Origin of the sequence: Neobacillus paridis (assembly GCF_016765675.1) — a bacterium.
GTDB classification, from domain to species: domain Bacteria; phylum Bacillota; class Bacilli; order Bacillales; family Cytobacillaceae; genus Neobacillus; species Neobacillus paridis.
Window position 1 is genome coordinate 88,742 of the sequence record NZ_JAESWB010000278.1, and the last position, 19,233, is coordinate 107,974.

The window sequence follows — 19,233 nt, forward strand, 5'->3', positions numbered from 1 at the left end:
TTCATAAGATGGTATGGAATGGAGGGGATAAGATGGATACTCCAATCCAATTGCTAGAAAACACGGATCTGGCAACAAAACAAATGTTAGAAAACCTTAGAAAAAGAAAGGAAAAGTTTGATCTTGCCGAAAAACGGCATTATCTATCCATTTATGCTACCATTCTAATCGCTTTACTGTTTTTTTGTTATTTTTATTTTACCATCGCTCAACATTATTCCTATTCTTTTTTTGCGATGTTTACTGCCGCCTTGAATGATGAAGTGAATGTTTATTTGCTCTCAGCATCGCTGATTAGCTATGGGGCAATGAATGTATTACGACAGCAAAAGGAGAAGAAGGAAAAGGAATATCAAGAATTACGGTGTGAAATTGTCGATCGAAGTAAGGATCTATGGAAAAAAGAAGAAGAATGGAAAAATCGCCACCTCGTTTTTGAAGTAATGAAAAAACATTACGATATTAATCTGTACCATGAAAAAAAATAGAAGCAGCCGCTACTGCTTCTTAGAATATTGTCTTTTTTCCTTGCTCTTCTTTCAAAATTTCTACTGCTTCACGGAATCGCTGTGAATGAATGATTTCCCGCTCGCGTAAAAAGCGCAATCCATCATTTAAGTCCGGATCATCACTCAAATTGATAATCCATTGATAGGTCGCTCTAGCTTTTTCTTCAGCAGCGATATCTTCATAAAGATCTGTAATCGGATCACCCTTTGCCTGTATATAAGTAGCGGTAAAGGGAACACCTGCTGCATTATGGTAAAACAGTGCTTTATCATGATCAGCATAATGCCCATCCAAGCCGGCCGCCTTCATCTGTTCCGGAGTGGCATCCTTTGTTAATTTATAGACCATTGTGGCGATCATTTCCAAATGAGCAAACTCTTCGGTACCGATATCAGTTAAAAGTCCAATTACTTTATCAGGGATCGTATAACGCTGATTTAAATATCTTAAGGCTGCAGCCAACTCACCGTCAGCACCGCCATATTGCTCAATTAAAAATTTGGCCAGCATCGGATTGCAGCTACTGACGCGAACAGGATATTGCAGTTTTTTTTCATATATCCACATTGCTTTCCTATCCCTCCCATAACGAGCTTAGATAACGGGCTCATCCACTTTTATACTTATCTGGCCGCATCCGTTTGCGAACGTATGCTCCGTACTTTAAACCTGCCATGGCCAGGGCGTATCGTCCCAATTCCAAGGATGTCCGGAGTAACTATTGCCAAACTGTTGCAGGGGCCCAAATTGGCTTTCGAATTGCTTCTTAATTCGTTTTCTTTCTTGTACATAGTGATTAAATTGGTGAATGGCCTCAAGGTCATCGTTATGTGTATCCAAGTACAGCGTAAGTTCGACTAAAACAAAATCAACAGCCTGCAGCTGCTCCATTAAATGATAATATTCAGCAGGCACCTGCTTCATGAGGGCACCCCCTTATTCCCTTTTTCATATGGACTATACCAAGGATCATAAAATGCTTTCCAGAGTGTACCGGTTCTTAATGCCTCCATAGGTGAAAATTGCGGTAAATTTGGCGGTTGGAAACCGATATATAAATGCGGTGGAGTTGAATACGTTTTTTCAACCATTGGTTTACATGGATCAAATGGGCTTACATACGGATGATATGTTTTGAGATGAGTATGCATCATTACCCTCCCTTTGCTAATCAACATCATTCAATCATATGACCGGTAATTGAATAACATGACATAAATCTTTACCATATGCAAGGATTTTTTAGGAGAAAGTCGAAGTATAATAAGGTGAAAGTACTTAATTTTTGAGGTGATGGGACATGTTTGTAAAACATATGATGATTCCACGGCATGAATGTGTGATTGCTCAAGAAAATGAAACCTTGAAGGAAGTTTTACAAAAATTGGAGGAACATCATATTGATGGGCTGCCAGTTTTACAAGGAGATCGTTACCTTGGGGTTGTGACCAGATATCGGATTTATGAAAACTTCTTCCGTTCGGAAAAACTAAAGGAGGATTATCTCACCTCTACTCTGGCAAAGGATATCGCTTCTCATCAAGAAAAGTTTCTGGTCGGTGGCGAATTATTTGAAAGGACGATGCTAGATTTAAAGGATTTTCCATTACTTGCTGTTGTGGATGAGAATCATACCTTTCTGGGGATCGTCACGCGTGCAGATGTATTAAGTTTCTTTGAGAGTGCCTTTGGCGTGAATCGCCCGGGAATAAGGATTGCGTTTACATCGGTGGAAACGGAAGGAAGAATCGCCCGGCTATCTGAAATAGCCCATCACTTTCACGAACACATCATTTCACTTGTCACCTTTGATGAAACGGATAAACTTGTTCGAAGAATTGTTATGAAAATCGAAAAGAATGATAATATTGATAAGTTTGTCAAAAAGCTAGAAGAACATGGCTTTAGAATATTAAGTATTCAAGAAGTTTAAGGTATTTAAATAAAGCTCCCTCTCATACGTTTTTGTGAGAGGGATTTTTTACATATTGCTAATAGTTCCCGTAAGTGTTTTTTAGTCAATGCTTTATTATGGTATGATTTCTTAAAAAAGAAATGGGGCATAACACAATGCAAATATTATTGTTGCTGCTGATTATTTTTGCCGCCTGCCTGTTCCTATATATGCTGCGACAAGCGTTTCTTAATCATGTTGTCCGCCATGAATTTAATTTTTCAGATTTTCCTCAGTCTTTTGGTCAAGTTGTTATTTTTTTTATTTCGGACATTCATAGAAGGACGATTTCTGATGCAATTATTAATGAAGTAAAGGGAAAATCCAATCTGGTTATTATCGGCGGCGATTTAACAGAAAAGGGCGTTTCTTATAAAAAGATAAAAACAAACCTCGTTAAATTGAAGCAGCTTGGTCCGATTTATTTTGTTTGGGGAAATAATGATTATGAAAAGGATGTTCAAAAGTTAGAAGCTATCATGAGCGAGACAGGTGTTACGATATTAGCCAATACGGCCGTTCATTTCACTTCAGAAAAGGGAGAAAAATGGAGCTTGCTTGGGGTCGATGAAATGGGACAGGAACGGGACCGTCTTGACTTAGCCCTTTTAGCTTCCGATAAAAAAAGCTTCAAAATTCTTGTAAGTCATTACCCTGCGATTACGGAAAAGATTCTTCCAGAACATGAAATTCGTTTAGTATTAAGCGGGCATACACATGGAGGACAAATTCATATACTGGGGTTTAGTCCACAAAAAAGAGGGGGGGTAACCAAGTTAGAGAATACCACTCTGCTTATAAGTAATGGATATGGGACGACTGCGCTGCCATTAAGACTTGGAGCACCGGCTGAGTGCCACCTGATAACCGTTTCCAACCGTTAATTCCCTTTGAGACAATTCACCAACCTTCCTCTCAGGCATAGACTAAAACAAGAGTAGTCATATGCAGGGGGCAAAATTATGCGCTTAGAACGCTTAACAACAAACAAGATTAAAATTTTTTTAACCTCTGACGATTTAATCGATCGAGGACTTTCCAAAGAAGACATCGGGAAGGATGCCAGTAAGTGGAATCAGCTTTTTCATGAAATGCTTGAGGAAGCGAGTTTGGAATTTAACGTTGACATACAGGGATCCGTAGCAGTTGAAGTTTTCTCGCTTCAGGCTCAAGGGATGATTATGATTATTACTGTTGACGATGATAAAGAAGAAGCATTAGGCGATGGCTTTATTGAAATGCAGGTAAGGGCTTGCGGTATGGAAAAACTCCTTTTTGAATTTGCGGAATTGGAAGATCTGATAAATGCAGCAGAAAGACTTGCGGCAACAGAACTTTTCGGCGGAACCATCTTTACATTGAATAATGTCTATTACTTGTTAATGGATCAAGCTAGCAATGAACAAAATGAAAAGGCTGCCTGCCTATTATCTGAATATGGAAATGCCTCAATCCTCAGCCCTCATATTCTTGTTGAATACGGTAAGATCATTATTAAAAATAAGGCAGTAGAAACCCTCCTTCATTATTTTAAATGACTTTTTTAAAATAACTTTCGAAGGAGGAGTTCCTCGCTACGAACGCCATTCCGCGTTTATCAGGTTTCTTATACTCCACAAGTATTCCTTGTTAACTAAGGAATGGCAGCGTTTACATAGGTGGAAAATTGAAGGGGGAAAGGAAGCATATATTCCTTGCATTAATCCTTTAAAGGTGTATACTTGTGACTGAAAGCGGACAGCATTCTTACAAGTGATTTCTTAGGAGGTTTACAAATGGTAGCCGAAAATGGTACTGGTAAGACTACTCAAGAGGAGCAGCTTGATGTGTTGAAATCAACACAGACAGTCATTCACAAGGCTCTTGAAAAGTTAGGATATCCCGAAGAGGTATATGAACTTTTGAAAGAGCCATTACGTATGATGACAGTTAAGATTCCAGTTAGAATGGATGATGGATCCGTTAAAATATTTACCGGTTACAGAGCACAGCATAATGACGCTGTAGGACCAACAAAAGGAGGCATTCGCTTCCATCCGGATGTAACAGAGACAGAAGTGAAAGCATTATCAATATGGATGAGTTTAAAATGTGGTATTGTTGACCTGCCATATGGCGGCGGGAAGGGCGGGATTGTTTGTGACCCCCGTGATATGTCCTTTAGAGAACTAGAGAGGTTAAGCCGTGGCTATGTACGGGCAATCAGCCAGATTGTTGGACCAACAAAGGATATTCCTGCTCCAGATGTCTTTACCAATTCGCAAATTATGGCGTGGATGATGGACGAGTACAGCCGAATTGACGAATTTAATTCACCTGGATTTATCACCGGTAAACCGCTTGTTCTTGGCGGTTCCCATGGTCGTGAATCGGCAACGGCAAAAGGCGTAACCATTTGTATCCGTGAGGCAGCTAAAAAACGGGACATTGATATAAAAGGTGCAAGAGTGGTCATTCAGGGTTTCGGTAATGCTGGCAGTTATTTGGCAAAATTCATGCATGATGCCGGTGCAAAAGTGGTTGGCATATCTGATGCATATGGTGCTTTATATGACCCGAACGGCCTTGATATTAATTACCTTCTGGATAGAAGAGACAGTTTTGGTACGGTGACCAAATTATTTGATAACACGATTACAAATAAAGAGCTGCTTGAGCTGGATTGCGACATTCTTGTTCCGGCAGCAATTGAAAATCAAATTACAGAAGAAAATGCTCACAATATTCGGGCAAGCATCGTTGTTGAAGCAGCAAACGGTCCAACAACATTGGAAGCAACCCAAATATTAACAGAGCGTGGCATCCTCCTTGTTCCGGATGTACTGGCTTCGGCCGGCGGTGTCACTGTCTCTTACTTTGAGTGGGTTCAAAACAACCAAGGTTATTATTGGACAGAGGAAGAAGTAGAGGAGAAGCTGGAAAAGATCTTGGTCAAAGCATTTAATAATATTTATTATACTGCCCAAACACGCCGTGTTGATATGCGCCTTGCGGCCTATATGGTCGGAGTCAGAAAAATGGCAGAAGCAAGCCGCTTTAGAGGCTGGATTTAAGATTGAATTATTAAAGAAAAACTCCTATCATTATCAGGTAGGAGTTTTTAATGTTTTGAATAAGGAGTGTAATCACGGTGCAAAATGAAGAAATTATCATAGTTGGCGCCGGTCCTTGTGGGCTAGCGGCAGCAATTGCGTTGCAGGATATTGGAAAAAGCCCGCTTATTATTGAAAAGGGCAATGTAGTAAATTCGATTTATCATTACCCGACACACCAAACATTTTTTAGTACAAGTGAAAAATTAGAAATCGGCGGTTTTCCATTTGTCACGGATACGTATAAACCAAAAAGAAATCAGGCGCTTGTCTATTACCGCGAAGTGGCAAAACGGAAAAATTTAAGAATCAATGCTTATGAACAAGTAATGAAAGTTGAGAAGTCCATCGAGGGCTTTACGGTTAATACTTCAAAAGGCACCTATCATGCACGTTACATTATAATTGCAACCGGCTACTATGATCATCCAAATTATATGAATGTCCCGGGTGAAAATTTACCCAAGGTATTTCATTATTTCAAAGAAGCCCATCCTTATTTTGATAAGGATGTCTGTGTAATCGGCGGAAAAAATTCCAGTGTCGATGCCGCTCTTGAACTCGTAAAGGCGGGAGCGAGAGTCACGGTGTTATATCGCGGAGGGGAATATTCGCCAAGTATCAAGCCATGGATTTTGCCTGAATTTGAATCGTTGGTGAGAAATGGCGTGATCAGCATGCACTTTAATGCCCATGTAAAGGAAATAACTGAGACAACTGTCGTTTATCTTCAAGATGGAAAGGAAATATCTATAGCTAATGATTTCGTTTTTGCAATGACTGGCTATCATCCTGATCACCAATTTTTAAAAGCTATCGGTGTCCAAATTGACGATGAAACAGGGAGACCGATCATTAATCCCGGGACGATGGAGACCAATATTACGGGTGTATACATTGCCGGAGTGATTGCTGCAGGGAATAATGCTAATGAAATCTTTATTGAAAATGGCCGGTTCCACGGGGAATTAATTGCTAAATCCATCTTAGAAAAAACGCAAGGGTGATTGAATGATGAAAAAAGTAGTTTTATTAACAACCGGCGGTACAATCGCCAGCAAACCGAATAAAGCATCCGGTAAATTATCCTCAGGTGCATTAACGGGTGAGGAACTGGCGGCTATGTGTCAATTACCAGAGGATATTGAAGTAATTGTTGAATCTGTGTTTCAAAAAGCTAGTATCCATATTACTTTTGACGATTTACTCGTGCTCAAAAGTAAAGTTGAAAATTATTTTGAAGATGAATCTATTTCTGGCATCGTGATTACTCACGGGACGGATACGATGGAGGAAACTGCCTATTTTCTTGACCTGACGATTAGCGATCCGCGGCCAGTTGTAGTAACAGGTTCGCAACGTTCCCCGGAGGATTTGGGAAGTGATGTTTACATTAATCTACGTCATGCCATTTACACTGCCTGCTCAACCGATTTGCATAATGCGGGAACGGTCGTTGTCTTTAATGAACGAATTTTTGCGGCTCGATACGTAAAAAAAGAGCATGCCTCAAATATTCAAGGATTCAATGTTTTTGGCTTTGGCTATCTTGGTATTATCGATAATGATCAAGTTTATGTCTATCAAAAGCCAATAAAAAGAGAGTATTTTAAAGTCCGCTCAAGTCTGCCGCAAGTCGAGATCATTAAATGTTATATTGGTGCTGATGGGAAATTCATCAAGGCAGCCAGAGAAGCCGGGGTCAAAGGAATTGTTCTAGAAGGTGTCGGGCGGGGGCAAGTTGCTCCAAAGATGATGCAGGAAATCGAGGCAGCTATTCGGGCAGGAATCAAGTTGGTCATTACCACCAGTGCCGAGGAAGGCTCAGTTTACACGACCTATGATTACGAGGGAAGCGCCTATGACCTTTATCAAAAGGGCGTTATTCTTGGCAGTGATAATGATTCAAAGAAAGCAAGAATAAAATTAGCCGTGGCCCTGGCAAGTGGAATTGAGAAAATAGAATTCTAACAATAATGATTTGTAAAAAAATCAGTTAAGTGAGGGAATCTTTCATTTTATTCATCCCCTATTTCGTGGTACGATGAAGAAAATGGATTCTGAAAAGAGGTTCGACATGCTGGGAATATTATCAGCCGGATTTGCCCCTGGTTTGGCTTTACTGAGTTATTTTTATTTAAGAGATGAATATGAACCGGAACCAATCTCCTTTGTCTTACGGACATTCTTATATGGTACCCTTCTCGTATTTCCAATTATGTTTATTCAGCATGTACTTGAAACGGAGCATGTGATTAACTCGAATCTTACAGGGGCATTTTTCAGCACAAGTCTGTTGGAAGAGTTTTTTAAGTGGTTTATCCTTTATTATGCAGTATATCAGCATGTGGAATTTGATGAACCATTCGATGGGATTGTTTACGGGGTTGCTGTATCACTGGGCTTTGCTACAATTGAAAATATTTTTTATTTGATTGCTAATGGGGTTGAACATGCGGTGACCCGCGCCCTATTTCCTGTTTCCAGTCATGCGCTCTTTGGGGTAATAATGGGCTTTTATATTGGGAAAGCCAAGTTTACTGAAGGAAGAAAAGCAAAATGGATTCTTTTTTCATTATTATTACCATTTATACTTCACGGTTTTTACGATTACATTCTGCTTTCTTTGGAGCATTGGCTCTATATTATTTTTCCATTTATGATTTTCCTTTGGTGGTTTGGATTGACAAAAGTAAAAAAAGCAAAAATTTTAAGTGTCAAACATATGAAAAAACGTTTCACTGTCCAAAAAACTCTTCATTCTTGATGAAGGGTTTTTTCTTTGTGGAATAAAAATGTGCGATTAACAAAAAATAGGTGTACTGTAAATGATTTATAATGGGGGTAATTATTCCATGAAAACAAAAGCCGGTTTGCTGAAACGGTTGATCATTGCCGCATTAGTAATGACATCCCTTCCATTTATAAGTACCCAAAAGGTTCAGGCCTTTTCTAATCAAATCATCCAGCAGGGTGCAGTCGGAGAAGATGTCATAGAACTACAATCAAGGCTGAAATATATTGGTTTCTATCATGGGAAGATAGATGGAGTTTTTGGCTGGGGGACTTACTGGGCATTGCGAAACTTTCAATATGAATTTGGATTGCCCATCGATGGCTTGGCCGGACAAGCTACAAAGGCAAAACTTGTAAAATCAACCAAATATATTAGAAATGCTGGTTCAGCGAACAATCCTAAAGCAGCTAAAAACACGGGAAGCAAAGCGTCAGCTGTCAACATTCCCAGAGGTTTCTCGCAAAATGATATTCAATTAATGGCGAATGCTGTACATGGTGAATCAAGGGGAGAACCTTATATTGGCCAAGTTGCCGTTGCCGCCGTGATCCTCAATCGAGTGGAAAACCCAAAGTTTCCTAATTCGATTGCTGGAGTCATCTTTCAGCCGGGGGCCTTTACAGCCGTAGCGGATGGGCAAATCTGGCTAACTCCGAATGAAACATCAAAAAAGGCAGTCATTGATGCAATTAATGGGTGGGACCCTACGGGGAATGCTATTTACTATTTTAATCCTGCAACTGCAACAAGTGCGTGGATCTGGTCAAGGCCACAAATCAAAAGAATTGGGAAACATATTTTTTGCAAGTAGGGGTGAAGTAAAATTGATAAGAGGTTTAATAATAGGTGTTTTGGCACTTGGGGTAATTGGGACTGGTTATTGGGGTTATCAAGAGCATCAAGAAAAAAATGCCATTCTCCTAAATGCTGAAAATAGTTATCAGCGAGCATTCCACGGTCTAACATACCAAATGGATTTATTGCATGATAAAATTGGTGCAACACTGGCAATGAATTCACGGCATTCATTGTCGCCGTCTTTAGCTGAGGTCTGGAGAATTACTTCAGAAGCCCATAACAATGTTGGTCAGCTTCCTTTGACATTATTGCCATTTAATAAAACAGAAGAGTTTTTAACAAATATAGGAAATTTCAGTTATCATACGGCCGTTCGGGATTTAGATAAAGAGCCCCTGACTGAGAAAGAATATAAAACTTTACAGGTGCTTTATAAACAATCCGGCAATATTCAAAGTGAGCTTCGCAAAGTACAGCACATGGTTTTAAAAAATAACCTGCGTTGGATGGATGTTGAGCTAGCCCTGGCTTCCGGTAAGGAAACGACAGACAATACGATTATAGATGGCTTTAAAACTGTCGAAAAAACAGTCTCTGGCTTTGATGAAACAGATTTTGGCCCGACGTATGCCAACATGCAGCAACGAGATGAGAATTTTAAAAATGTTCAGGGAAGTCCGATATCACGAACTACTGCGCTCAAAATTGCCAAAAAATATATGAACTTCGATGGTAATGCGAAGGTTAAAGTGACCGAAAATGGGAAAGGTTCTGATTATGGTTTTTATAGTATTTCGCTAAAAAATTCCAAAACCGGTCAGGAAGCCAGCATGGATATCACAAAGAAAGGCGGCCATCCCATTTGGTTTATCAATCAAAGGAAGGTCAGGAAACCAACAATAAGCCTGCATGATGCTGTGACAAAAGCCCAAGCATTTTTAAAGGATACCGGCTTTACCGGTTTAGAATTATCCGAAAGCACCCAATACGACAATATCGGTGTCTTAAATTTTGTGACCAATACGAACGGGATTCGCATTTATCCGGAATCGATCAAGGTTAAAGTTGCTCTTGATAATGGTGATATTGTTGGTGTATCTGCAGACGAATACTTAACGTCATACCAGAAGCGGACATTTGAAAAACCAGCTATAACCTTAGAGCAGGCACGGAAAAAAATGAATCCCAATTTAAAAGTAATGGAAGACAGACGGGCAGTCATCATCAATGATGCCAATAAGGAAGTATTGTGCTATGAGTTTCTTGGTACCATTAAAGATGACACCTATCGCATCTTTATCAACGCCGAAAATGGAAGGGAAGAGGAAGTAGAAAAACTAAAAAATTCTGAAACGGTGTATGACGATGTTTTATAGGGGAAAAGCATGCTGCTTTTCCTTTTCCTTAGTTAAGTCAAACATAATAAAATACTGCGATCATAAGAAGATGGAAGATATGAAGGAGGATTTTTTTGGAAAGGGCTGAGAAATTTTTATTTAAACTTGTTATTGTTCAATTTTTATTTTTAATATTGACCCAAATCTTTTTTCACCAACTTAATTTTTTGCCAGAAGTCAAGCAATTAACGAAGTATGAAGGGGTTACTAAAAATACAATAACCGATATTCTTGAAACCTTAAAAGGAAAATAAAAGCAGGGGAGCCTGCTTTATTTTTATGAATTGAGCGCAAAAAAAAAAGAAGCATTTCTTTATCTTATGGTAAAATAAAGAGAAGCCAGCATAGTGATGATTTTGATAAATGTAGGAGGACTTATGAAAAAGAAATTATCTATCGCCATTGATGGGCCAGCAGCAGCGGGTAAAAGTACGGTTGCGAAAATTGTCGCAGAAAAATTATCCTATCTATACATAGATACCGGGGCAATGTACAGGGCGTTAACATATAAAGCGATAATCGGCAATCTGGACATTGAGGATGAAGAAGCTTTATTAAAATCCCTCATGTCTACAGAAATTGAATTAGTTCCTGCAGAAAGTGGACAATTAGTATATCTCGACGATCAGAATGTAACCCATGAGATTCGTACTGCTGCAGTTACCAATTCTGTTTCAATTGTTTCCAAACACCCAAAGGTGCGTAAGGAAATGGTCAAAAGACAGCAAAAATTTGCCCAAAACGGCGGTGTGGTCATGGACGGGAGAGATATCGGGACACATGTCCTGCCAAACGCTGAGGTTAAAGTATTTTTACGGGCGAGCGTGGAGGAAAGGGCTTTGCGTCGTCATTTGGAAAATCAACAAAAAGGTTTCCCGTCAGATTTGGAAAAATTAAAACAAGAAATAGCACTAAGGGATAAAATCGATTCGGAAAGAGAAACAGCCCCATTGAAAAAAGCCGAGGATGCAATTGAAATCGACACGACCTCTTTGACGATACCAGAAGTAGTCGATCAAATAATGGCTCTGGTGGACGAAAGGATTGGTCAGATGTGACCTTCTATGATTTTGCAAGATCTGTTGTAACGGTGATTTTTAAACCACTTTATCGGGTTCAAGTAATCGGGATTGAGAATTTCCCCAAAGACTCACGCGGAGTTCTTCTATGTTCCAATCATATCCATAATTTTGATCCGATTCTTGTTGGGATTTGTGCACCGAGACCGGTCCACTTTATGGCAAAAGCAGAAGTCTTTCGTGTTCCGGTGTTAGGGGGAATTGTCAGAAATCTCAATGCTTTTCCGGTAAAGCGTGGCATGAGTGATCGTGAGGCACTTAGAAAAGGTCTAAGTATTTTAAAAGAAGGTCATGTTTTAGGACTTTTTCCCGAAGGAACCAGAAGTAAAACAGGAGAACTGGGGAAAGGACTGGCTGGGGCAGGTTTTTTTGCCTTGAGAACAGATGCTGACGTTGTCCCTTGCGCTGTGATCGGTCCTTATAAAAGCTTTCATAGAGTAAAGGTAGTTTTTGGAAAGCCAATTGAGATGGAAAAATTGCGAAAAGAAAAAGCTTCTGCTGACCAGGTAACTGAATTAATTATGGCAGAAATTCATAAACTTATAAGAGAGTATCAGTAGCTTCTGCTTGACAAAATAGACTATTTATAAGAAGTTATTAATTAAGATTCTTTTTCGAATATTCTCTAGTTTTACTCGATTATTTTCATTATTTAGCGCAGAATGCTCTTACTGAAAATAAAGCATTTATATATTTTGTAGTAAATGGATTAAGGAGGATTACATATGTCTGAAGAGTTAAATCAAGTTGAGGTCAAGAGTTTTGAAGTCGGTGACAAAGTAACCGGACAAGTTACAAAGGTTGAAGAAAAACAGGTTATTGTAGATATTAAAGAAAGTAAACTGGATGGTATCATTCCGATCAGTGAACTTTCAAGCTTGCATATTGAAAAAGCTTCAGATGCTGTTCAAGAAGGAGAAGAATTGGAATTAGAAGTCTTAAAAGTTGAAGAAGAGGCATTAATCCTTTCAAAGAGAAAAGTGGATGCCGAAAAAGCCTGGGATACTTTGGAGCAGCAGTTTCAAGCTGGCGAAGTGATTGAAACTGAGGTCAAAGACGTTGTCAAAGGCGGACTTGTTGTTGATCTGGGAGTGCGCGGCTTTGTCCCGGCATCACTGGTTGAAACGCATTTTGTCGAAGATTTCAGTGATTATAAAGGACGTACATTAACGTTTAAGATTGTCGAACTTGATAAAGAAAAGAATCGCTTAATTCTTTCCCATCGTGCAGTAGTCCAAGAGGAAAAAGGAAAACAAAAACAAAACCGGCTTGAAGAACTGCAGCCAGGTCAAGTGATTGAAGGCACAGTCCAAAGAATCACTGATTTTGGTGCTTTTGTCGATATTGGCGGAATCGATGGTCTTGTTCATATTTCTCAGTTATCCCATGAACATGTTGACAAACCTTCTGACGTTGTCCACGAAGGTCAAAAAGTTCAGGTAAAAGTATTAAGTGTTGATCGTGACAACGAAAGAATTTCCTTATCCATTAAAGAAACATTACCAGGTCCTTGGTCCAATATTGCTGAAAAAGCTCCTAAAGGAAGCATTTTAACCGGAACCGTGAAGCGGCTCGTTTCCTACGGTGCTTTTGTCGAGGTATTCCCGGGAGTAGAAGGACTTGTGCATATTTCGCAAATTGCCCATAAACATATTGCTACACCACACGAGGTGCTAAAAGAAGGGCAGGAAGTTCAAGTTAAGGTACTGGATGCAAACGAAGCTGAACAACGTTTATCATTAAGCATTAAAGAGCTTCTCGAAAAAGAGCCAGAGGAAAAGTTTGATTATGAACTTCCGGAAGAAACAAAAGGCTTCCAGCTTGGAGAAGTTATCGGGGATAAACTAAAGAATTTAAAAAAATAATGGTGATAAACTGTGTCGAGATCTGAACGAAAGTGGGATCATATTCGCTATGCCCTTGCAAATCAGCAGAAATCGGTTTTTGCATTTGATGATATAAAATTTATTCATCAAAGTCTGCCTAATATTAGTACGTTCGATGTTCGATTAGACCACTCGATTGGCGAACTTTATTTAAGTTCGCCAATTTTTATCAATGCCATGACAGGCGGCGGTGGCGATCGAACCTATCGCATTAATAAGGAACTGGCACAAGTAGCCAGGGATACGGGATTGGCAATGGCTGTCGGCTCTCAAATGGCTGCCATCAAGGATAAGACAGAAAAATATACCTTCGAAGTGGTCAGGAAGGAGAATCCTTCAGGAATTGTGATTGCCAATCTGGGAAGTGAGGCTGCCGCTGATCAGGCTAAAGAAGCGGTTGATATGATTGAAGCGAATGCTTTGCAAATCCATTTAAATGTGATTCAAGAGCTAACGATGCCGGAAGGAGATAGAGATTTTACCAGGGCACTGAAACGAATTGAGGCCATCGTCAGGGCCGTTGAAGTGCCGGTAATCGTCAAAGAAGTTGGTTTCGGGATGTCACGGGAAACAGTCGAGTCACTGGCCTCGATTGGCGTGTCACTGGTTGATGTTGGCGGTTTTGGTGGGACCAATTTTGCCGAAATAGAAAATAAACGCCGGGAAAGGGAACTTTCCTTTTTTGCTGATTGGGGGATTCCTACGCCTATTTCAATCATTGAGGCATCTTCCATTGCTGATCATTCTATTTCTATTATTGGTTCAGGAGGGTTCCGGGGAGCAATCGATGTTGTTAAGGGGATCGCAATTGGTGCTGAAGCCATCGGGATGGCCGGCTTCTTTTTAAAAACGCTGGTTCAAAAAGGAATTGATACTTTAAGGGAAGAAATTGATCGACTTCATCAAGAAATAACTCTCATTATGACGGCATTAGGGGCAACCAGTATCGCTGATATTAAAAGAACTCCGTTAATCATTTCCGGAGATACCTATCATTGGTTAAACCAAAGAGGTATTGATACGAAAAAATTTAGCCAGCGGAGCATAAAATAAAGCTCTCACTTCGTGAGAGCTTTATTTTTCTATCTTTTTCCATCATTTAAGCCCCTGGCTTCCTCGGGACTTGATAATTTAGTGGCACCAGGATAATGCAGCGCTTGATCGCGGTCGGATTCCACTCTCCGCGATGCCTTTAACTTTCTTTCGTGTCGGTCATTTCCCATCATTGCACACCTCCTCCTAATAAGATGATTCACTTTGAAAATATTATTCCTAGTAGTATGAAACTGCCTATGGGATACCCATAATAGGAGTAATCGGAGGTGAATCGATTGGAAGGGGCAATGTTTTATTGGATCTTTTGGATCTTTTGGGTGTATGTAACGTTTATGATGGAGAAATCAAACCAATATCGCCTCAAACTGGCAGCCATTATTTTAATTGTTATCATTTTGTCTAATAGTCATTTGTTTCTGGGAAGATTTGAGATAACCTGGAGTGGAATATTGTTACTATTATTTTCTTACTTTTTTATTGCTAATGAAAAATTTACGGCTATCATTTATTATTCTATTTGTGCCTTAATTATTTCGATCGCCTATGTTTCGTTTCATTTATTTGAAATTTTTGACCCAATCTGGGTTATTTTAAAAAAAGAATGGCTGATCAGTATAGGCATGTGCTTTTTAACCATCATTTTACAAAAAAAATTGCATGGGAGAATTGTAATCGCTGTAAGTGGTACAATGCAGGGAGAGTTTCTAACGGCGTTTGTTTTAAATAAACTGCATATTCCCTATTCGGTTGGTGGCTTTGCTTACTTGGATGTTTGTTCCTTAACTTCAGTATTACTAGTATGCTGGAGTTTATTAGAAAATTTAGGTGCTTTCCTGCAGAACCAGCTGCAACTTTATGAGAAAGCGAAGCAAAAGTCTTCATGATTCAATTGTCACAACCTTTCCATTGCGGGTAAGGATTAACATTTGCTACACTATAAAGGTTGGCCCTTCTATGTACCAGAAGGGTTTCTTTTCATTAATACTTACAGGGTAAAATGGTTGATGTTTATTATTGGTATAGAAAGGACGGCGATTGGTATGGTTAAACCTGTTATTGCCATTGTCGGCAGACCGAATGTCGGGAAATCCACCATATTTAATAGAATTGTGGGCGAAAGGATTTCCATTGTTGAGGATGTTCCAGGGGTAACGCGAGATCGTATCTATAGCTCTGGAGAGTGGCTTTCTCATGATTTTAATATTATTGACACAGGAGGCATTGATATTGGCGATGAGCCGTTTTTAGAGCAAATCCGTCAGCAGGCCGAAATAGCCATGGATGAAGCAGATGTCATTATATTTTTAACGAATGGCAGAGAAGGGGTTACACCTGCTGATGAAGAAGTCGCAAAGATTCTGTATAAAACGAAGAAGCCTGTCATTCTTGGGGTAAACAAAATTGATAATCCGGAAATGCGTGATCAAATTTATGATTTTTATACGCTGGGTTTTGGTGAACCCATCCCGATTTCGGGGTCCCATGGATTAGGAATAGGAGATTTATTAGATGCAGCAGCAAAATACTTCCCAAAAACAGAAGAAACGGAGTATGCTGATGATGTTATTAAGTTTTCGCTCATTGGCCGGCCAAATGTCGGAAAATCTTCATTGGTAAACGCCATTTTGGGCGAGGAACGTGTCATTGTCAGTCATATTGCTGGAACAACAAGGGATGCAATTGATACTCCCTATACGTATAATGGTCAAAAATATTCGATCATCGATACTGCAGGAATCAGAAAAAAAGGCAAGGTATACGAGACAACTGAAAAGTACAGCGTTCTTCGAGCGTTAAGGGCAATCGAACGCTCCGATGTTGTCTTGGTGGTTCTGAATGCTGAAGAGGGTATTATTGAACAGGATAAAAAAATTGCCGGATATGCACATGAAGCCGGCAGGGCTGTCGTCATCGTCGTCAATAAATGGGATGCTGTTGAAAAAGATGAGAAGACGATGAAGGAGTTCGAACAAAAAATCAGGGATCATTTTTTATTCTTGGATTATGCACCCATTGTCTTTTTATCAGCTAAAACAAAGAAACGGATCCATACGCTTTTGCCAATGATTAATCTTGCCAGCCAAAATCACTCGATGCGGGTTGAGACAAGTGTTTTGAACGATATTATTATGGATGCTGTGGCAATGAATCCAACGCCGACAGATAAAGGTAAACGGTTAAAAATCTTTTATGCTACCCAAGTTTCTGTTAAACCGCCAACATTTGTTATATTTGTGAATGAACCAGAATTATTGCACTTTTCCTACGAGCGTTTTTTGGAAAATCGCATTAGGGATGCTTTTGGATTTGAAGGTACACCGATCAAAATATTTGCCAGGGAAAGAAAATAAACGAAGGAGAGTGAATGTTATGCAGAACAAGAAGGAGGTTATTACTGTTATTGGAGCCGGCAGCTGGGGAACGGCATTGGCCATGGTTCTAGCAGATAATGATCATGCAGTGCGCTTATGGAGCCATAATGAAGAACAAGTTAAAGAAATTAATGAGGCCCATACCAATAAAAAATATTTGCCGGGAATTTCTCTTTCGGAGTTAATTACCGGCTATGCTTCTCTTAGTGATGCTTTAGCCGGTATTGAAACAGTCGTTCTAGCCGTACCTACTAAGGCAATTCGCGAAGTAATTGGGAAAATGCGTGAAGTGTTAACGGCCCCCATCACGATCGCTCATGTAAGTAAAGGAATTGAGCCCGATACATTACTAAGAATTTCCGAAATGATCAAGGAAGAAATGCCGGCAGAACTCCTTAAGGATGTTGTTGTTCTTTCCGGTCCCAGTCATGCCGAAGAGGTAAGCTTAAGACATCCGACTACGGTTGCGGTAACCTCGGAAAATATGGCGGCTGCAGAAAAAATTCAGGATTTATTCATTAACAATAACTTTCGTGTCTACACTAATTCCGATGTCATTGGAGTGGAAATAGGCGGTGCATTAAAAAATATTATTGCCTTGGCAGCTGGGATTACCGACGGTCTCGGCTATGGTGATAATGCAAAGGCGGCATTGATGACCAGAGGGTTAGCAGAAATTGCCCGTCTTGGCACGAAGATGGGCGCAAACCCGTTAACATTTTCCGGTTTAGCAGGCATTGGTGATTTAATTGTCACCTGTACGAGTGTACATTCGAGAAACTGGAGAGCGGGTAATATGCTTGGAAAAGGAAAGTCACTTGATGAGGTGCTTGATAGTATGGGAATGGTCGTCGAAGGGGTAAGGACAACGAAGGCTGCCTATCAGCTCTCCAAAAAATATGATGTCAAAATGCCGATTACTGCGGCTTTGTATGAAGTTCTTTTTAATGGCAAAGATGCAAAGGATGCAGCAGAAATACTTATGTCCCGGGGAAAAACGCACGAGATGGAAGATTTAGTTAATATACTAGAAGAAAGAATCGATGAAACGGAATTTAATTGAAAAAGAGAGCCCTTTTTATTAGCTATTTGGGCGTTCGTCGAGACGTTTTTTCTTATGGATGCATACAATGCAAGCGAAGCAAATTGGTAGTATGACGCCTGGAGAATGGGTAATTTAGTCTAAACGTTGCTAAAGTAAAGTTTACGCCCCCTTTACTTTAGCTTTTTTTTTATGCATCTCGCCTTTCTATGCTATAATAACAATCGATTAAAGGGGGGGATAAAGTTGTCACCGGGTATGCTGAAAATGTGGATTTCGATTGCCGGTATGGGTTTAATGTTTTTGGCTATTATTACGATTTATTTAAGCAGATATAAACTGCATGGTTTCCTTCGGCTTGTTACGGCAGTTCTCGCTTATATCTTTATGATCTGTGCCGGTTTGACGTTGCTGATTGTGTTCTTAGCGTAAAGTGGAATAAATACATAACAATAAAGGTGATTAAATGAAAAGGAAATTGCTTGGTTGTCTAATAGCTTTTACTACTTTTCTACTGGCTGGATGTATGTATCCGAAAGAAAACCTTGCACAGAATCAAGTCCCTTATAAGGAGCAAATAAAAACGGTGCAAACTGCTGTAGATTCATTTAGAAAGGATAACGGCGGGATTCTTCCCATCAAAACAAAGGATGCGACAACACCAATTTATCAAAAATATCCGATTGATTTTAAGAAAATTGCTCCAAAATACATCGCTGAGCCCCCAGGAAATGCATTTGAGAGCGGCGGGGTGTTTCAGTATGTACTGGTAAACGTGGAAACGGATCCAACTGTTAAATTGCTTGATCTAAGGACAGCTGAGGCCATTCGTGATATCAATTTAAGGATTAAAACAAATGGTTATCCACCTTTTAAAAAGGAAATTGCTAAAAATATTTATTCACTTGATTTTAAAAAACTGGGGTATGAACAACCCCCATTTGTAACCAGTCCTTTTACAAATAAAAACCTGTCATTTGTTGTAAATACCAAAGCGGAGGTATATGTGGATTATCGCCCCGACCTTTACGAGGCTATCAAAAAAAATCATAAACCCTTAAAGCCTGGTGAGGATATCCGCTCTATTTTAGTTGATGATTCGATGTTTGTTCCAGCGTATTCATTGCCCTATACGGTCGATGCGAAAACGAAAGAACCGATTTTTCTCGAAAAATAAAACTGATTTCTTTAATATCTTAGTTCACTACATCCAATTTAGCTAGATATGTCATCGATTTTTAATTTTTGTC

The 19,233-nt window shown here is 39.6% G+C and carries 24 protein-coding genes; 20 read left to right on the plus strand and 4 right to left on the minus strand.

Annotated features, from left to right (window positions below; genetic code table 11):
• Positions 1-32: 32 nt before the first annotated feature.
• Positions 33-488 (plus strand): DUF2663 family protein, encoded by a 456-nt coding sequence (locus JK635_RS18200; protein ID WP_202655363.1) that lies wholly within the window; start codon positions 33-35, stop codon positions 486-488.
• Between the two features lie 19 nt (positions 489-507).
• On the opposite strand, the gene JK635_RS18205 is transcribed toward JK635_RS18200, so the two are convergent.
• From JK635_RS18205 to JK635_RS18215, 3 genes are all read right to left on the minus strand, one after another.
• Positions 508-1,077 (minus strand): manganese catalase family protein, encoded by a 570-nt coding sequence (locus tag JK635_RS18205; RefSeq protein WP_202655364.1) that lies wholly within the window; start codon positions 1,075-1,077, stop codon positions 508-510.
• Positions 1,078-1,173: 96 nt separating this feature from the next.
• On the minus strand, positions 1,174-1,434 hold the full coding sequence (locus JK635_RS18210; protein WP_202655365.1) for a spore coat protein CotJB: 261 nt from the start codon (positions 1,432-1,434) through the stop codon (positions 1,174-1,176).
• On the minus strand, positions 1,431-1,661 hold the full coding sequence (locus tag JK635_RS18215; protein WP_202655443.1) for a spore coat associated protein CotJA: 231 nt from the start codon (positions 1,659-1,661) through the stop codon (positions 1,431-1,433). Before JK635_RS18215 ends, JK635_RS18210 begins: the two co-directional genes overlap by 4 nt.
• A 149-nt stretch (positions 1,662-1,810) precedes the next feature.
• On the opposite strand from JK635_RS18215, the gene JK635_RS18220 reads away from it, so the two are divergent.
• From JK635_RS18220 to fni, 14 genes are all read left to right on the plus strand, one after another.
• Positions 1,811-2,443, plus strand: coding sequence for a CBS domain-containing protein (locus tag JK635_RS18220; protein WP_202655366.1), 633 nt, complete (start codon positions 1,811-1,813; stop codon positions 2,441-2,443).
• A gap of 137 nt (positions 2,444-2,580) precedes the next feature.
• Positions 2,581-3,348, plus strand: coding sequence for a metallophosphoesterase (locus JK635_RS18225; protein ID WP_202655367.1), 768 nt, complete (start codon positions 2,581-2,583; stop codon positions 3,346-3,348).
• Between the two features lie 78 nt (positions 3,349-3,426).
• Positions 3,427-4,002, plus strand: coding sequence for an adaptor protein MecA (locus JK635_RS18230; protein WP_202655368.1), 576 nt, complete (start codon positions 3,427-3,429; stop codon positions 4,000-4,002).
• A 237-nt stretch (positions 4,003-4,239) separates the two neighbouring features.
• Positions 4,240-5,517, plus strand: coding sequence for a Glu/Leu/Phe/Val family dehydrogenase (locus JK635_RS18235; RefSeq protein ID WP_202655369.1), 1,278 nt, complete (start codon positions 4,240-4,242; stop codon positions 5,515-5,517).
• A gap of 77 nt (positions 5,518-5,594) precedes the next feature.
• Positions 5,595-6,563: a YpdA family putative bacillithiol disulfide reductase gene (locus JK635_RS18240; protein ID WP_202655370.1), complete on the plus strand. Its 969-nt coding sequence runs from the start codon at positions 5,595-5,597 to the stop codon at positions 6,561-6,563.
• 7 nt (positions 6,564-6,570) lie between these two features.
• Positions 6,571-7,527 carry an asparaginase gene (locus tag JK635_RS18245; protein ID WP_235888209.1) on the plus strand — a complete coding sequence of 319 codons (957 nt, stop codon included), beginning with the start codon at positions 6,571-6,573 and terminating at the stop codon, positions 7,525-7,527.
• Between the two features lie 106 nt (positions 7,528-7,633).
• On the plus strand, positions 7,634-8,323 hold the full coding sequence (gene prsW, locus JK635_RS18250; RefSeq protein WP_202655372.1) for a glutamic-type intramembrane protease PrsW: 690 nt from the start codon (positions 7,634-7,636) through the stop codon (positions 8,321-8,323).
• Positions 8,324-8,462: 139 nt separating this feature from the next.
• Positions 8,463-9,164, plus strand: a complete 702-nt coding sequence (gene sleB, locus JK635_RS18255) for a spore cortex-lytic enzyme (RefSeq protein WP_235888210.1) — start codon at positions 8,463-8,465, stop codon at positions 9,162-9,164.
• Between the two features lie 13 nt (positions 9,165-9,177).
• Complete coding sequence (ypeB, locus tag JK635_RS18260; protein WP_202655374.1) at positions 9,178-10,527, plus strand: germination protein YpeB; 1,350 nt, start codon at positions 9,178-9,180, stop codon at positions 10,525-10,527.
• Positions 10,528-10,622: 95 nt separating this feature from the next.
• Positions 10,623-10,802, plus strand: a complete 180-nt coding sequence (locus tag JK635_RS18265) for a YpfB family protein (RefSeq protein WP_202655375.1) — start codon at positions 10,623-10,625, stop codon at positions 10,800-10,802.
• 123 nt (positions 10,803-10,925) lie between these two features.
• Positions 10,926-11,606 (plus strand): (d)CMP kinase, encoded by a 681-nt coding sequence (gene cmk, locus JK635_RS18270; RefSeq protein ID WP_202655376.1) that lies wholly within the window; start codon positions 10,926-10,928, stop codon positions 11,604-11,606.
• Positions 11,603-12,187 carry a lysophospholipid acyltransferase family protein gene (locus tag JK635_RS18275; RefSeq protein ID WP_202655377.1) on the plus strand — a complete coding sequence of 195 codons (585 nt, stop codon included), beginning with the start codon at positions 11,603-11,605 and terminating at the stop codon, positions 12,185-12,187. The genes cmk and JK635_RS18275 overlap by 4 nt, the downstream gene beginning before the upstream one ends.
• A gap of 165 nt (positions 12,188-12,352) precedes the next feature.
• Positions 12,353-13,492 (plus strand): 30S ribosomal protein S1, encoded by a 1,140-nt coding sequence (rpsA, locus tag JK635_RS18280; RefSeq protein WP_202655378.1) that lies wholly within the window; start codon positions 12,353-12,355, stop codon positions 13,490-13,492.
• A gap of 12 nt (positions 13,493-13,504) precedes the next feature.
• Positions 13,505-14,566, plus strand: a complete 1,062-nt coding sequence (gene fni / locus JK635_RS18285) for a type 2 isopentenyl-diphosphate Delta-isomerase (protein WP_202655379.1) — start codon at positions 13,505-13,507, stop codon at positions 14,564-14,566.
• Positions 14,567-14,595: 29 nt separating this feature from the next.
• Here fni and JK635_RS18290 read toward each other — a convergent pair whose 3' ends face one another.
• Complete coding sequence (locus tag JK635_RS18290) at positions 14,596-14,736, minus strand: YpzI family protein (RefSeq protein WP_202655444.1); 141 nt, start codon at positions 14,734-14,736, stop codon at positions 14,596-14,598.
• 99 nt (positions 14,737-14,835) lie between these two features.
• Between JK635_RS18290 and JK635_RS18295 the strand changes: the two genes are divergently transcribed.
• The 5 genes from JK635_RS18295 (at position 14,836) to JK635_RS18315 (ending at position 19,160) form a co-directional block, all read left to right on the plus strand.
• Positions 14,836-15,453 carry a YphA family membrane protein gene (locus tag JK635_RS18295; protein ID WP_202655380.1) on the plus strand — a complete coding sequence of 206 codons (618 nt, stop codon included), beginning with the start codon at positions 14,836-14,838 and terminating at the stop codon, positions 15,451-15,453.
• Positions 15,454-15,609: 156 nt separating this feature from the next.
• Positions 15,610-16,920 carry a ribosome biogenesis GTPase Der gene (gene der, locus JK635_RS18300; RefSeq protein ID WP_202655445.1) on the plus strand — a complete coding sequence of 437 codons (1,311 nt, stop codon included), beginning with the start codon at positions 15,610-15,612 and terminating at the stop codon, positions 16,918-16,920.
• 19 nt (positions 16,921-16,939) lie between these two features.
• Positions 16,940-18,004 carry an NAD(P)H-dependent glycerol-3-phosphate dehydrogenase gene (locus JK635_RS18305; RefSeq protein WP_202655381.1) on the plus strand — a complete coding sequence of 355 codons (1,065 nt, stop codon included), beginning with the start codon at positions 16,940-16,942 and terminating at the stop codon, positions 18,002-18,004.
• A gap of 225 nt (positions 18,005-18,229) precedes the next feature.
• Positions 18,230-18,415 carry a DUF2768 domain-containing protein gene (locus JK635_RS18310; RefSeq protein WP_202655382.1) on the plus strand — a complete coding sequence of 62 codons (186 nt, stop codon included), beginning with the start codon at positions 18,230-18,232 and terminating at the stop codon, positions 18,413-18,415.
• 34 nt (positions 18,416-18,449) lie between these two features.
• Positions 18,450-19,160 (plus strand): YphF family lipoprotein, encoded by a 711-nt coding sequence (locus JK635_RS18315; RefSeq protein WP_202655383.1) that lies wholly within the window; start codon positions 18,450-18,452, stop codon positions 19,158-19,160.
• Positions 19,161-19,233 lie beyond the last annotated feature (73 nt).

Coding starts and splice junctions, on each gene's coding strand:
- JK635_RS18200 (WP_202655363.1), top strand. CDS start 33: ATGGATACTCCAATCCAATTGCTAGAAAACACGGATCTGGCAACAAAA.
- JK635_RS18205 (WP_202655364.1), bottom strand. CDS start 1,077: ATGTGGATATATGAAAAAAAACTGCAATATCCTGTTCGCGTCAGTAGC.
- JK635_RS18210 (WP_202655365.1), bottom strand. CDS start 1,434: ATGAAGCAGGTGCCTGCTGAATATTATCATTTAATGGAGCAGCTGCAG.
- JK635_RS18215 (WP_202655443.1), bottom strand. CDS start 1,661: ATGCATACTCATCTCAAAACATATCATCCGTATGTAAGCCCATTTGAT.
- JK635_RS18220 (WP_202655366.1), top strand. CDS start 1,811: ATGTTTGTAAAACATATGATGATTCCACGGCATGAATGTGTGATTGCT.
- JK635_RS18225 (WP_202655367.1), top strand. CDS start 2,581: ATGCAAATATTATTGTTGCTGCTGATTATTTTTGCCGCCTGCCTGTTC.
- JK635_RS18230 (WP_202655368.1), top strand. CDS start 3,427: ATGCGCTTAGAACGCTTAACAACAAACAAGATTAAAATTTTTTTAACC.
- JK635_RS18235 (WP_202655369.1), top strand. CDS start 4,240: ATGGTAGCCGAAAATGGTACTGGTAAGACTACTCAAGAGGAGCAGCTT.
- JK635_RS18245 (WP_235888209.1), top strand. CDS start 6,571: ATGAAAAAAGTAGTTTTATTAACAACCGGCGGTACAATCGCCAGCAAA.
- prsW (WP_202655372.1), top strand. CDS start 7,634: ATGCTGGGAATATTATCAGCCGGATTTGCCCCTGGTTTGGCTTTACTG.
- sleB (WP_235888210.1), top strand. CDS start 8,463: ATGACATCCCTTCCATTTATAAGTACCCAAAAGGTTCAGGCCTTTTCT.
- cmk (WP_202655376.1), top strand. CDS start 10,926: ATGAAAAAGAAATTATCTATCGCCATTGATGGGCCAGCAGCAGCGGGT.
- rpsA (WP_202655378.1), top strand. CDS start 12,353: ATGTCTGAAGAGTTAAATCAAGTTGAGGTCAAGAGTTTTGAAGTCGGT.
- JK635_RS18290 (WP_202655444.1), bottom strand. CDS start 14,736: ATGGGAAATGACCGACACGAAAGAAAGTTAAAGGCATCGCGGAGAGTG.
- der (WP_202655445.1), top strand. CDS start 15,610: ATGGTTAAACCTGTTATTGCCATTGTCGGCAGACCGAATGTCGGGAAA.
- JK635_RS18305 (WP_202655381.1), top strand. CDS start 16,940: ATGCAGAACAAGAAGGAGGTTATTACTGTTATTGGAGCCGGCAGCTGG.
- JK635_RS18315 (WP_202655383.1), top strand. CDS start 18,450: ATGAAAAGGAAATTGCTTGGTTGTCTAATAGCTTTTACTACTTTTCTA.